Below are 13,461 nucleotides of genomic sequence, written 5' to 3' on the forward strand. Positions count from 1 at the left end.
AACCGCAGGTACAAAAAAACGCGGCGCCTTCTCAGGTGCCGCGTTTTTTTTGGATCAGGCGTTCGGGGTTTGTTCCGCCAGGGCCACCGCACGGAACATCGCGCGGCGTTTGTTCAGGGTTTCTTCCCATTCCAGCGCCGGCACCGAGTCGGCGACGATGCCGCCACCGGCCTGCACATGCAGTTCGCCGTTCTTGATCACCGCCGTACGGATCGCGATGGCGGTGTCCATGTTGCCGTTCCAGGCGAAGTAGCCGACGGCGCCGCCGTAGACACCGCGCTTGACCGGTTCCAGTTCGTCGATGATTTCCATCGCGCGGATCTTCGGTGCGCCGGACAAGGTGCCCGCTGGAAGGATCGCCCGCAGTGCGTCCATCGCCGTCAGGCCGGCCTTCAGTTGACCGGTGACGTTGGACACGATGTGCATCACGTTGGAGTAACGCTCGATGACCATTTTCTCGGTGAGCTTCACCGAACCGATCTCCGAGACCCGACCGGTGTCGTTACGGCCCAGGTCAATCAGCATCAGGTGCTCGGCGATTTCCTTGTCGTCCGACAGCAGGTCTTTTTCCAGTGCCACATCGGCCTCTTCGTTGGCCCCGCGTGGACGGGTGCCAGCGATCGGGCGCACGGTGATCAGGTTGTCTTCGACCCGCACCAGCACTTCCGGCGAACTGCCGACAACGTGGAAGTCGCCGAAGTTGAAGAAGTACATGTAAGGCGTCGGGTTGAAGCAACGCAACGCCCGGTACAGATCGATGGGTGCTGCCTTGAAATCGATCGACATGCGCTGGGACGGCACGACCTGCATGCAGTCACCGGCCAGGATGTACTCCTTGATGGTGTCGACGGCTTTTTCGTAATCGTTCTGGGTGAAGCTGGAGCGGAACACCGGGTCAGCCGCCTGCTGCTTGCTGAAATCCAGGCCACGGCGCGGGGTGATTGGCTGACGGAGTTTTTCCAGCAGCTCTTCCAGACGCGCGCGACCTTGCTCGAAGGCGTGTTCCTGCGCCGGGTCGGCCAGGACGATGGCGTGCATCTTGCCGGCCAGATTGTCGAACACCACCACGGCGTCGGACACCATCAACAGGATGTCCGGTACGCCCAGCGGATCCGGGTTCGGGCACTTGCCCAAACGCTTTTCCACATAACGCACGCAGTCATAACCGAAATAGCCCACCAGACCGCCGTTGAAGCGCGGCAAGCCGGCGATGGTCGGCACGTTGTAACGCGCCTTGAAGGCTTCGACAAAGGCCAATGGGTCTTCTACATCGTGGCTTTCAGTCTCGACACCGTCGATGGTCACGCTGACGTGATGGTCATGCACCCGCAGCACGGTGCGGCACGGCAGGCCGATGATCGAGTAACGGCCCCACTTCTCGCCGCCCTGCACCGACTCCAGCAAATAGGAGTTGGGCTCGTCGGCCAGTTTCAGGTAGATCGACAGCGGCGTGTCGAAGTCGGCCAGGGTTTCGCAGGCAAGCGGGATGCGGTTATAGCCGGCAGCGGCCAAACGCAGGAATTCTTCGCGGATCATGAGGTGCCTCGTGGCTTGAGGGTCAAACAGTCAGGTATGCAAACGCGCCGGACAACCGGCCAGGATCAGTCAGGCGCGCCAACGCCAGCGGGCCAGGGCCTTGATGACTTTCATCCAGAGTTTGCGAGTGACCACCACGATGGCGTTTCCAGAAGGGGGTTGAACAGCGTCGGCCAACGTTATCTCAGCGGCCGGGTCCAGGCAACCGGGAATTAGCTTGCGCAGGTCGTCGATTACCAGGGTAGGCAACTCTTCGGCGATCGGACGCCCGTGGTTATAGCCGTAGCTCAAGGCCACGCACTTGACCCCCGCCGCTTTCGCCGCCTGCACATCGCTGCGCGAGTCGCCGACGAACAAGGATTGCGAGGCCGGGATATTGGCCATTTTCATCACGAAAAACAGCGCAGCCGGGTCAGGCTTTTTCTGTGGCAGGGTGTCGCCGCCGATGATCCACTTGAAATATCGGCCTATCTTCATCTGATCCAGCAGCGGCGCGACGAAGCGCTCCGGCTTGTTGGTGATCAGTGCCATCTCGACGCCCTGCTTTTGCAGCCATTTCAGGGTATCGCGCACACCGGGGTAGACCACGGTCAAGCCATGGCTATCGGCATAGGCCTGCATGAAAATCTCCAGCGCACTGTCGGCCTCGGCGCCATCGACCGTCGAATGGTCGATACCGCCGGCCAGGGCACGGCGCACCAGCACCGGCGCGCCATTACCCACCCATTCACGCACCGCGTCTATACCTGCCGGTGCGCGACCGAGCTTGAGCAGCATCTTGTCCACAGCCACCGCCAGGTCCGGGACCGAGTCGACCAAGGTGCCATCCAGATCGAACATCACCAGCCGTGGCAGGCGCCCCGGGAACAGCTGCTCAAAGCCACTCATGGGCGAGCCAGCGCCAGTTCGGAACGCATTTTTTCAATCACTTCCTGGTAGTTCGGCGCATTGAAGATCGCCGAACCGGCAACGAAGGTATCGGCGCCCGCAGCAGCGATTTCACGAATGTTGTTCACGTTGACGCCGCCGTCGATTTCCAGGCGAATGTCACGACCCGACGCGTCGATCAGCGCCCGCGCCTCACGCAGCTTGTCGAGGGTGCCGGGGATGAACTTCTGCCCGCCGAAGCCCGGGTTGACGCTCATCAGCAGGATCATGTCGACCTTGTCCATCACGTACTTGAGCACGTCCAGCGGCGTCGCCGGGTTGAACACCAGGCCCGACTTGCAGCCGCCTTCACGGATCAGCTGCAAGGAACGGTCGACGTGCTGGGTAGCTTCCGGGTGGAAGGTGATGTAGGTCGCGCCGGCTTCGATGAAGTCACCGACGATGCGATCCACCGGGCTGACCATCAGGTGCGCGTCGATCGGCGCGGTCACGCCGTACTTGCGCAGCGCCGAGCAGACCATCGGGCCGATGGTCAGGTTCGGTACGTAGTGGTTGTCCATGACATCGAAGTGCACGAAGTCGGCGCCAGCGGCCAGGACGTTGTCCACTTCTTCGCCCAGGCGGGCGAAGTCGGCGGAAAGAATCGACGGAGCAATTACGAAGGGCTGCATGACGCACCTTTTCTGAGCAGAATCACGATGGCGCGCATTGTATACCGCCTGCTTTGGCCGGCGCACCGAAAGCGCGATGATCAGTAGGCCGCCCGGTAGATTTTCTCGATATCGATAGCACTCAGCCGGCGCGGATTGTTGCGCATCAGGCGCTCGATCCCCGCCGCCTCCACGGCCATCGCCGCAAGGGCATCCTCGGGCACCTCGAAACTGCGCAGTCCCTGGGGGATTTCCACCGCCGCGCACAACGCGGTCATGGCCTCCACGGCTTTGTCGGCCGCTTCATTGGCGCTCAGATGAGCGGTCTTCACCCCCATGGCTTCGGCGATATCTTGCATGCGTTCAACGCAGGCCATCTTGTTCCAGGTCATGACATGGGGCAGCAGCAAGGCATTGCTCACGCCATGGGCAATGTTGAAGCGCCCGCCCAGCGGATACGCCAGCGCATGCACCGCACCCACCCCGGCATTGCCGAATGCCATGCCGGCCATCAGGCTGGCGGTGGCCATGTCTTCACGGGCCTGCAGGTTGGACGGATTGGCGTAGGCCTTGGGCAGCGCCTTGGCTATCAGTTTGATGGCGCCGATGGCCAGGGCGTCGGTAATCGGCGAGGCATTGACAGAAAGATAGGATTCGATGGCATGCACCAGCGCATCGACGCCGCTGGCGGCGGTGACACTGCGTGGGCAGGTCAAAGTCATTTGCGGGCTGACCAGCGCCACGTCCGGCAGCAGGTAGTCGCTGACGATGCCCTTCTTCAATTGCGCGACCTTGTCGGAAAGGATCGCCACGTTGGTGACTTCCGAGCCGGTGCCAGCGGTGGTTGGAATCGCGATCAGCGGTGGGCCCTTGCGCGGCACCTGGTCGATCCCGAACAAATCTTCAAGCGCACCGTGGTAACCGGCGTAGGCCGCCACGCTTTTGGCGATGTCGATGGCACTGCCGCCGCCCAGGCCGATCAAACCGTCATGCCCACCGTCGCGATAAACCCGCATGCAGTCTTCGACGATGGCGATTTCCGGGTCCGGCAGCACCCGGTCGAAGATTTCATAGGTGCGCCCGCCAAGCTGTGCCAGCGCCAGCTCTACCGTGCCGGACTTGACCAGCGCGGCGTCCGTGACGATCAGCGGATTGTCGATGTCCAGGCGCGTCAATTCCGCCGATAGCTGCTCGATGGCCTCTGCACCGGTGATCAGTTTGTGAGCGATTTTGAAGGAGGAAAGACCCATGTGCGCAGCCTCTTATGGATGTGGGAGCTGGGCACATAGAGTAGTCGGGGATCGGGTGTTGTCTGGTATTCAGGTCGTGAATGACCCACGCCCCCCCAAAAAACCACACAAAACAACTGTGGGAGCGAGCCTGCTCGCGAAGACGGCTGAACATTCGACATTTGAGTCGACTGACACTCCGCTTTCGCGAGCAGGCTCGCTCCCACAGTGAATCGGTGTTTGGCGTTAGACCTGCGCGGTACGCAGTTTCTCGCTACGCCCACGCAGCCATTCCAGGGTCAGCAGCAGGATCACCGAGAAGGCGATCAGCAGCGTCGCGGCGGCGGCGATGGTCGGGCTGAGGTTTTCGCGGATGCCGCTGAACATCTGCCGTGGCAAGGTCGCTTGCTCAGGACCGGCAAGAAACAGCGTTACCACCACCTCATCGAACGAAGTGGCGAAGGCGAACAAGGCACCGGAAATCACCCCGGGCGCGATCAACGGCAAGGTCACCCGACGGAACGCCGTCAGCGGCGAAGCACCGAGGCTGGCCGCGGCACGCACCAGGTTCTGGTTGAACCCCTGCAATGTCGCCGACACGGTGATGATCACGAACGGCACGCCCAGCACCGCATGCACCACGATCAACGAGAAGAAGCTATTGCCCAGGCCCAACGGCGCAAAGAACAGATAGCTGGCCACACCAATGATCACCACGGGCACCACCATTGGTGAAATGACCAGCGCCATCACCAGGGGCTTGCCGGGGAAGTCGCCACGGGTCAGGCCGATGGCCGCCAGCGTACCGAACACCATGGCCAGCACCGTAGCGGCCGGGGCGACGATGATGCTGTTCTTCAGGGCGCGCATCCATTCCGCCGAGGCGAAAAAGTCGTGGTACCACTGCAGCGAGAAACCTTGCAGCGGGTACACCAGGAAACTGCCGGAGTTGAACGACAACGGGATGATCACCAGCACCGGCAGGATCAGGAACAACAGGATCAAGCCGCAGAGAATCCGCAAGCTGTAGAACCACACCCGCTCGATGGGCGACATATAAGGACTCAGCATTTCATTCTCCCCTTAGCTCAGGCGCAGGCGGCTCGCGCCCACCAGCCAGCTGTAAATCAGATAAAGCACCACGGTCGCCAGAAGCAACAGGCCGCCGAGTGCGGTCGCCATGCCCCAGTTGATGCTGGTGTTGGTGTAGAAGGCGACGAAGTAGCTGACCATCTGATCGTTCGGGCTCCCCAGCAACGCCGGGGTGATGTAGTAGCCGATGGCGAGGATGAACACCAACAGGCAACCGGCGCCGACACCGGCATAGGTTTGCGGGAAGTACACCCGCCAGAAGCTGGCGAATGGGTGGCAACCCAGGGAAATCGCCGCACGCATGTAGGTCGGCGAGATGCCTTTCATCACGCTGTAGATCGGTAGGATCATGAACGGCAGCAGGATGTGCACCATGGAGATGTAGACACCGATACGGTTGAACACCAGTTCCACCGGTTTATCGATGATGCCCAGGGCCATCAGGCCGCTGTTGATCAAGCCACCCGATTGCAGCAAGACGATCCACGCGGCGACACGTACCAGGATCGAGGTCCAGAACGGCAGCAGCACCAGAATCATCAGCAAATTACTTTGGCGCGACGGCAGGTTCGCCAGCAGGTAAGCCAGGGGATACGCGAGCACCAGGCAGATCACGGTGATGATCAGGCCCATCCAGAAGGTGCGGGCAAAGATGTCGAGGTAGATCGCCTGATCCGGGGTGGCCGGGGCGATTTCACCGAGATCATCGATGCGGTGATCGACCGCTGCCAGCAGATAGTATGGCGTAATGCTGCTGGTGTTGCGGCGTACGGCTTGCCAGTAGGCCGGATCGCCCCAGCGCTCGTCGAGGCCCTCCAGCGCTTCTTTATAAGAAGCCGGTTCAGTGGCGAACGGCAAGGCGCGGGCGGTTTTGGTCAGCAGGCTGCGATAGCCGGCCAACTCCATGTTCAGGCGTTTGGACAAATCGCCCAGGGTCTGATTCTTGCGCGCTTCGGCGAGGTCTTCGCTGGCCGCCTTGTAGACAGGTTCGGCAGGCAGGCCTCGGCCGTCCCAACTGGCAATGGCCGCCACGGTGCGCGGCATGCCGCCGACCACTTCCGGGTTACCCACGCTTTTGTAGAGCAGCGCCACGATTGGCACCAGGAACACCAGCAACAGGAACAGCACCAGCGGCGCGATCAACGCCTGGGCCTTCCAGCGGTTGACCCGCTCGGCATGCTTGAGCCGCTGCTTCAAGGTGGGGTCAGTGCCCGCGTTCACGGGAACGGCGATAGCCATGGCGTACTCCGGAAATCGATCTTTCTAATACGAACAACCTGTGGGAGCTGGCTTGCCAGCGATGACGGTGTATCAGTCAACATGGATGTTGAAGGTGATGACGCCATCGCGGGCAAGCCCGCTCCCACAAGGGTGGTGGTTACTTCGCAGCCCAGGAATTGAAGCGCTGTTCCAGTTGCTCGCCGTTGTCAGCCCAGAAGCTGACGTCGATCTGCACCTGGTTGGCGATGTTTTCCGGGGTGGTCGGCATGTCCTTCAGGACATCCTTGGCCAGCAACGGTACGGCTTGGGTGTTGGCCGGGCCGTAGGCGATGTTTTCCGAGTAGGTCTTCTGCTGTTGCGGCTGCACCGAGAAGGCGATGAATTTCTTCGCCGCGTCAGCACGTGCTTTATCCAGACCTTTTGGAATGGCCCATGCGTCAAAGTCGTAGATGCCGCCGTTCCACACCACTTTCAGGTTGCTTTCTTTCTGCACGGCAGCGATGCGGCCGTTGTAGGCCGAACTCATGACCACGTCACCGGAAGCGAGGTATTGCGGTGGTTGTGCGCCGGCTTCCCACCACTGGATGTTCGGCTTGAGTTCGTCGAGTTTCTTGAACGCGCGGTCCTGACCGTCTTTGCCGGCCAGCACTTTGTAGACGTCTTTCGGCGCAACGCCGTCAGCCATCAGTGCGAACTCCAGGGTGTACTTCGCGCCTTTACGCAGGCCGCGCTTGCCCGGGAATTGCTTGGTGTCCCAGAAATCCGCCCAGCTGGTCGGTGCGGTTTTCAGCTTGTCGGCGTTGTAGGCCAACACGGTCGACCACACGAAGAAACCCACGCCGCATGGCTGGATGGCGCCTTTGACGTAGTCCTCGGTCTTGCCGAACAGGGCTGGGTCGAGTTGCTCGAACATGTCTTCGTCGCAACCACGGGACAGTTCTGGCGATTCGACTTCTACCAGATCCCAGGACACGCTCTTGGTGTCGACCATGGCCTTGACCTTGGCCATCTCACCGTTGTATTCGCCTGCGACGATCTTGCCGTTGCCTGCCGCTTCCCACGGTGCGTAGAAGGCCTTGACCTGCGCCGCCTTGTTCGCCCCGCCAAAGGACACCACGGTCAGGTCCGGGCCAGCCGCCATTGCGCTTGCTGCCCCCATCATGCCCAGTGCCAGAGCGGTGAATTTCAGGGATCTCAACATTTATTGTTCTCTCCACGTGCAGGGTTTGTGTTGTTGAAGCCGGGGCGATCAGTTCGCCTCTAGAATTGGATCGAGCGCGCGAACGTGTTCGACCTGCCAGCCAAGCGGAACCACGTCGCCGACAGCGAGCGCAGGATCGAGCTCGGCAATCGGTTGTTTCACGAAGAAGTCGGTCTTGCCACAGACTTCCAGGCGAACCCGGACGTGGTCGCCCAGATAGATGAATTCCGCTACCCGTCCCGAGAAGCGGTTGATGCAGGACTCGCTGGAGCCATTGAGGCTCACGCGTTCCGGACGAATCGACAATGTGACGGGTTCGCCGGTCTTGCCGACATTCACCGCCAGGGCTTCAACTTTTTCACCACGGCCCAGTTCGACCACGCAACGATCGCCGGTCTGGCTGTGCAGACGGCCATTAAGGCGGTTGTTTTCGCCAATGAAGTTGGCGACGAAGGTGTTTTTCGGCTCTTCATAAAGAGTGCGCGGCGGTGCGATCTGCTGGATTTCACCCTGATGGAAAACGGCCACGCGGTCGGACATGGTCAAGGCTTCGCCCTGGTCGTGGGTCACGTAGACCACGGTCACGCCCAGACGCTGGTGCAGGTGCTTGATTTCCATCTGCATGTGTTCGCGCAGCTGTTTATCCAGTGCACCGAGGGGTTCGTCCATCAGCACCAGTTGCGGCTCGAACACCAGTGCGCGGGCCAGTGCCACGCGCTGCTGCTGGCCACCGGACAGCTGTGCCGGATAACGCTGGGCGAACGCATCGAGCTGCACCATGCTCAAGACTTTTTTGACTTTGTCGCTGACGTCGCTCTTGTTCAAACCGCGCACGGTCAGCGGGAACGCCAGGTTCTCGGCGACCGTCATATGCGGGAACAACGCGTAGTTCTGGAACACCATGCCTATGTCACGCTTGTGCGGCGGCACGTTGTTGATGGCGCGGCCCGCCAGCAGGATTTCGCCCGCCGTCGGTGTTTCGAAACCGGCGAGCATCATCAGGCTGGTGGTCTTGCCGGAGCCGGACGGCCCGAGCAAGGTGAGGAATTCGCCTTTGCGAATGTCCAGGTTGAGGTCCTTGACGATCAGGTTCTCGCCATCGTAGCTCTTCTGCACTCCACGAAAGCTGACCAGAACATCATTGGCCCCTGCGCTTGAATCGACCTGGCTCATACCCACACCTTTGTTGTTGATGACTGCTGTGGACTAAGCCTAGTGGACGCTGGAACCTGCGCAAATCGGGGGGCAAGAGAGATTCGCCTCAGCCAGATGGAAGGTTGGGGGTAGGGATTGCCCTACAAGGATGGCGCGTTTGGATAGAGGCAGCGGCAAGCTTTCAGCTACAAGCCGCAAGAACAAGCAAAAACGGTTGCTCATGAATGTCGCAAATGGATATGGCGGCGCGAATCCCCTGTAGGGGCCAGCGGTGCGGCGATCCGACTTGCCGGCGAACGGGGCACCTCTGTGTATCCGACACACCGCGTCATCGTTCTTCGCCGGCAAGCCTGGCTCTACAGGAGGACGGCGGTGTTCTTCAGAGGAGCTTGTGCTCCATCGCGTATTTCACCAGCTCGGCCAGCGAGGTGATGTTGAGTTTCTGCATCAACCGCGCCTTGTGGGTGCTGATGGTTTTGCTGCTCAACGCCAGTTGCTGGGCGATCTCGTTGACGTTGGCGCCCTGGGCCAGGCGCTCGAACACGGAAAACTCACGCTCCGAAAGCAATGAGTGCAACGGCCGAGAATCGGTCAGGCCGACTTCGAAGACCATGCGGTCGGCAAGGTCCGGGTCGATGTAACGCCCTCCCGCCGCTACCCGGCGAATGGCCGTCAGCAACAGCGCCGGATCACTGTCCTTGGTGGCATAGCCCGCCGCGCCAACCTTCAAGGCGCGTGCCGCCATCTGTGCCTCGTCGTGCATCGACAACACCAGGATCACCGGTGGGTTGTTCAAGGCACGAATCCGCGGGATCGCCTCAAGGCCGTTGACACCCGGCATGGAGATATCCAGCAACACCACTTCGCAGGGCACATGCCGCAAGGTCTCGAGCAGCTGTTCGCCATTGCTCGCCTCCCCCACCACCAGCAAGTCCTTGGCCAGGCCGATCAATTGCTTGATGCCCTCGCGGACGATGGTGTGGTCTTCGGCAACCAGTACACGGATCACTTACGTCTCCTTATCCAGGGGTACTCGCACAGTCAGGGTCGTGCCCTCACCCGGTTCGCTCTCAAGGGACAGTTGCCCGCCCATGATCAACACCCGCTCGCGCATGCCGACCACCCCAAAGGATGTTGGCCTGCCGCTCGCGGCGACAAATCCTACGCCATCATCGCTGACGGTCAGACACAGGTCGTCACCTTCAAGGGCCAGTGTCAGTTCGACAGTATGCGCCTGGGCGTGGCGCATGACATTGGTCAGCGCTTCCTGAAGGATACGAAACAGGCCGATGGCCTTGGCATCACTGAGCACCGGCAAGTTTTCCGGCACCTGCACCAGACACGGAATCTGCGTGCGCGCCTCGAAGCGGCGCGCCTGCCATTCGATGGCCGAGGCTATCCCGGCATCGAGAATCGGTGGCCGCAACGCCGTCGCCACATCGCGTACCAGCTGGAACAGCTGGGCGATCAAACGCTTCATGCTGTTCAGACGCTCGTTCAATCCGGGGTCGAGCTGCGCATACGCCAGCTCGCACATGGAAGTTTCCAGCTTGAGCACCGTCAACATCTGGCCCAACTCGTCGTGAACTTCCCGGGCAATGCGCGCCTTTTCCTCTTCGCGCACGCTCTCCAGGTGCGCGGACAATTCGCGCAATTGCTCACGGGAGCTGGCCAATTCCAGTTCGATGCGCTTGCTCTCGCTGATGTCCCAAACAATGCCATCCCAGACGTAGGCACCGCCCTCGAGTCGACGGGTAATCGCCTTGATTTCCGCCCAGCGTTGTTCGCCCTGGCGTGTGAGAATCCTGCCTTGCCAGGACCAGTCGCTGTCAGTGTCCAGCGCATGGTCCTGGGTCTGGTGATAACTGGCCTTGTCGTCCGGATGCACCAGGCTGCGCAGGCCTTTGTCACGATGGGCCAGGGTCGCCGGCGAGTAACCCACCAGACTCTCGCTGCCTTCACTGATGTAGGCAAAGTCGATCTGGCCTGTCACCGGCGCCCGCTCCAGGCGAAAGACCAGGCCCGGTACATTCGCCGCAATCCCTTGCAAGCGCGCTTCACTTTCCTGCAACGCCGCCAGGGCGCGCCGACGTTCGGTGACATCGGTCAGGTAGACCACCAGGTACTCGCTCTCGCGAAAACGCAGGAAGCTCAAGGAGACATCGGTCGGCAGGATGCTGCCATCGGCCCGCAGGCAATTGGTTTCGAAACTTTGCGGAGCGTCGTCGCTGGCCCTGGCGCGCCTCCACAGGTTCAACCAGCGATCCATGTGCAGGTCGGGCTCGAACTCGATCAACGGCCGGTCGATAATCCCACCGGGCGGATAGCCCAACATGGTTTCGGCGGCGCGGTTGGCGTAGCGCACGTGGCTGTCCCAATTCACCCAGAGAATGCCGACGGTGCTCTGGTCGATGGAAAACTGCGTGAGTCTCAGGGCCTCTTCGCTGGCGGCGCGCAAGGCAATGTCTGCCTGCGCCGCCGCCAGTCGTTGCTCCAGGCTGTGCTGCTGACGCCGTTGCCAGAACACGATGGCCATAGCGCTGAGCGCCAGCACCATCAACAGCAGGCAGAGGTTTTGCCAGAACCCCGGGGACTCGCTGAGCCGTGGGTACTTGGGTTGCAGCCACTGGTTGTGCAGCGCCTCCAGGTCCTTGGCCGGGATCGCCCGAAGCGCGCTTTCGACAATACCGGCCAACTCCGGCAGGTCGCGCCGTGTAGCCACCCGCAGCAGCTGTGGCAAGCCGATATCACCGACCACCACCAGCCCGGAGAACTCAGGCTCGATGGACAGGCGCCCCAATTGCGCCTCGTCGACCACAGCAAAGGCGGCTTGCTGGCTCAGCAACAGTTGCAACGCCTGGCGCTCGACCGGTACGCCCTGCAGATTCAAATGTGGATAGTTGCCGCGCAAGTAGTCTGCGGTAGCACTGGGCATGCGCACGGCGACGCGGGTTTGGCTGTCGAGTTTTTCCAGCTCCACCGCACCGGTGCTTTTCTGGTCGCTGACCACCAGTTGCGGCACCCGCATGTACGGATCGGAAAACTGCCAGAGGCGCAGGCCGCCAGGGGTCTGGGTCAGCCCCGGGGCGAGGTCGATTTCCCCGGCGCGCGCGGCCGCTTCCAATTGCTCGAGATCGGGAAAGTTGCGCCAGCTCAGTTCGACCTTGAGCGACCTGGCCAGCCACTTCATCAGCTCGACATTGACCCCCGACAGGCGCTGCAAGCGGCGGTCGTACTGGGCATAGGGCGCTTGCAACACCAGACCCACCCGCAAATCGCCCTGCTGCGCCAGCCATTGTTGCTGGCCTGCGGACAATGGAGCGACATGCGCTGGTGGCGCGACCGCCGCCCAGCCCATCAAGGGCAACCACAAACAGCCGATAACCCACAGGCAGCGAAAACGCATCATCGAACTCTCACACACTGACAAAAACTGACCAACCCATTAGGCTGCCGGAATTACTTCTGGCCTGGAATATCCAATGCTCCCTGTCTACCGCCTGGCACTGCCAGCATTGTGCCTGTCGCTGATCCTGCCATGGGCTTTTTCCGTTGAGGCGGCTGACCCGACGCCTGCCGCAGCAGAAAAACCCGCCGAAGAAAAACCACTCGAACGCCAGCCGTTGCCTGAGCGTAGTCAGGAAGAAGCGATTGCACTGGAGCGAACAATTGCGCGCCAGGAACAGCAACAACTGCAAGCGGGCAGCGATACGTTCCTGGCCCTGTGGAAGCCGGCCAACTCCGCCGACCCCAAAGGCGCAGTCATTATCATCCCCGGCGCTGGCGAAACCGTTGACTGGCCGCAAGCAATCGGCCCATTGCGCCGCCAATTGCCGGATGCCCAATGGAGCAGCCTGAGTATCACCTTGCCTGATCTGCAAAGTGATGCCATAGCACCGCGCGTTGTGGAGGCCGCTCCAGCAGCCAAGGCGCCAGACGTCGGCAGCAAAGACTCAACCACCGCGGCCCCCATCGAACAGGCGGCGGGCGGCGAAGCCGAGGTGGTGGACAAGGCAGTCGCCGAAACCGCCGACGAGCAAAGCAAGGCTGACGCCGAGCGAATCTTCGCCCGCATCGACGCGGCCATCGCTTTTGCCGAACAGCAGAGCGCTCGCAGCATCGTGCTGCTGGGGCATGGCACCGGTGCCTATTGGGCCGCGCGGTATCTGAGCGAGAAGCAGACGGCGCAAGTCGAGCGCTTCGTCATGGTCGCCGCGCAGACGCCGGCCAAGGCGGCACCTGAACTGGACGAACTCGCGCCAACCCTAAAGCTGCCCACCGCCGACCTCTTCTATATGGACAAGCCGCTGGACCGCAACGCGGCACTGGCCCGCTTGCAAGCCAGTAAACGCTTGAAGACTTCGGCCTTCAGCCAGGTTTCGCTCAAGGCTTTGCCAGGCAATAACAAGGCACAACAGGAACAATTGGTGCGCCGGGTACGGGGTTGGCTAAATCCGCAGAATGCGCCGGAGTGATGGACTGAGTCGCC

The 13,461-nt window shown here is 61.3% G+C and carries 11 protein-coding genes; 1 reads left to right on the plus strand and 10 read right to left on the minus strand.

What is annotated here, in order from left to right:
• Window positions 1–54: 54 nt before the first annotated feature.
• From trpE to OH720_RS28995, 10 genes are all read right to left on the minus strand, one after another.
• Entirely contained in the window at window positions 55–1,536 is a 1,482-nt protein-coding gene (trpE, locus tag OH720_RS28950) for an anthranilate synthase component I (protein WP_272603754.1), read from the minus strand.
• Between the two features lie 69 nt (window positions 1,537–1,605).
• Window positions 1,606–2,424, minus strand: coding sequence for a phosphoglycolate phosphatase (locus OH720_RS28955; protein WP_272603755.1), 819 nt, complete (start codon window positions 2,422–2,424; stop codon window positions 1,606–1,608).
• Window positions 2,421–3,095 (minus strand): ribulose-phosphate 3-epimerase, encoded by a 675-nt coding sequence (gene rpe / locus OH720_RS28960; RefSeq protein WP_008061583.1) that lies wholly within the window; start codon window positions 3,093–3,095, stop codon window positions 2,421–2,423. The genes OH720_RS28955 and rpe overlap by 4 nt, the downstream gene beginning before the upstream one ends.
• An 80-nt stretch (window positions 3,096–3,175) precedes the next feature.
• Window positions 3,176–4,324 carry an iron-containing alcohol dehydrogenase gene (locus OH720_RS28965; protein ID WP_272603756.1) on the minus strand — a complete coding sequence of 383 codons (1,149 nt, stop codon included), beginning with the start codon at window positions 4,322–4,324 and terminating at the stop codon, window positions 3,176–3,178.
• Window positions 4,325–4,549: 225 nt separating this feature from the next.
• Complete coding sequence (locus OH720_RS28970; protein WP_008061581.1) at window positions 4,550–5,374, minus strand: ABC transporter permease; 825 nt, start codon at window positions 5,372–5,374, stop codon at window positions 4,550–4,552.
• Window positions 5,375–5,386: 12 nt separating this feature from the next.
• A complete protein-coding gene (locus OH720_RS28975; RefSeq protein WP_008061580.1) occupies window positions 5,387–6,634 on the minus strand; it encodes an ABC transporter permease in 1,248 nt (415 codons plus the stop codon).
• A gap of 139 nt (window positions 6,635–6,773) precedes the next feature.
• The gene (locus tag OH720_RS28980; RefSeq protein WP_008061579.1) at window positions 6,774–7,817 is read right to left on the minus strand and encodes an ABC transporter substrate-binding protein; all 1,044 of its coding nucleotides are present in this window, start codon (window positions 7,815–7,817) and stop codon (window positions 6,774–6,776) included.
• Window positions 7,818–7,865: 48 nt separating this feature from the next.
• A complete protein-coding gene (locus tag OH720_RS28985; RefSeq protein ID WP_008061578.1) occupies window positions 7,866–8,990 on the minus strand; it encodes an ABC transporter ATP-binding protein in 1,125 nt (374 codons plus the stop codon).
• A gap of 361 nt (window positions 8,991–9,351) precedes the next feature.
• Complete coding sequence (locus OH720_RS28990) at window positions 9,352–9,981, minus strand: response regulator (RefSeq protein WP_008061576.1); 630 nt, start codon at window positions 9,979–9,981, stop codon at window positions 9,352–9,354.
• On the minus strand, window positions 9,982–12,381 hold the full coding sequence (locus tag OH720_RS28995; protein ID WP_272603757.1) for a PAS domain-containing sensor histidine kinase: 2,400 nt from the start codon (window positions 12,379–12,381) through the stop codon (window positions 9,982–9,984). It abuts the gene before it with no gap.
• Between the two features lie 73 nt (window positions 12,382–12,454).
• Here OH720_RS28995 and OH720_RS29000 point away from each other — a divergent pair, with 73 nt between their 5' ends.
• Window positions 12,455–13,447, plus strand: a complete 993-nt coding sequence (locus tag OH720_RS29000; protein WP_272603758.1) for an alpha/beta hydrolase family protein — start codon at window positions 12,455–12,457, stop codon at window positions 13,445–13,447.
• Window positions 13,448–13,461: the final 14 nt, after the last annotated feature.

The organism is Pseudomonas sp. WJP1, assembly GCF_028471945.1.
Classification (GTDB): domain Bacteria; phylum Pseudomonadota; class Gammaproteobacteria; order Pseudomonadales; family Pseudomonadaceae; genus Aquipseudomonas.

Coding starts and splice junctions, on each gene's coding strand:
- trpE (WP_272603754.1), bottom strand. CDS start 1,536: ATGATCCGCGAAGAATTCCTGCGTTTGGCCGCTGCCGGCTATAACCGC.
- OH720_RS28955 (WP_272603755.1), bottom strand. CDS start 2,424: ATGAGTGGCTTTGAGCAGCTGTTCCCGGGGCGCCTGCCACGGCTGGTG.
- rpe (WP_008061583.1), bottom strand. CDS start 3,095: ATGCAGCCCTTCGTAATTGCTCCGTCGATTCTTTCCGCCGACTTCGCC.
- OH720_RS28965 (WP_272603756.1), bottom strand. CDS start 4,324: ATGGGTCTTTCCTCCTTCAAAATCGCTCACAAACTGATCACCGGTGCA.
- OH720_RS28970 (WP_008061581.1), bottom strand. CDS start 5,374: ATGCTGAGTCCTTATATGTCGCCCATCGAGCGGGTGTGGTTCTACAGC.
- OH720_RS28975 (WP_008061580.1), bottom strand. CDS start 6,634: ATGGCTATCGCCGTTCCCGTGAACGCGGGCACTGACCCCACCTTGAAG.
- OH720_RS28980 (WP_008061579.1), bottom strand. CDS start 7,817: ATGTTGAGATCCCTGAAATTCACCGCTCTGGCACTGGGCATGATGGGG.
- OH720_RS28985 (WP_008061578.1), bottom strand. CDS start 8,990: ATGAGCCAGGTCGATTCAAGCGCAGGGGCCAATGATGTTCTGGTCAGC.
- OH720_RS28995 (WP_272603757.1), bottom strand. CDS start 12,381: ATGATGCGTTTTCGCTGCCTGTGGGTTATCGGCTGTTTGTGGTTGCCC.
- OH720_RS29000 (WP_272603758.1), top strand. CDS start 12,455: ATGCTCCCTGTCTACCGCCTGGCACTGCCAGCATTGTGCCTGTCGCTG.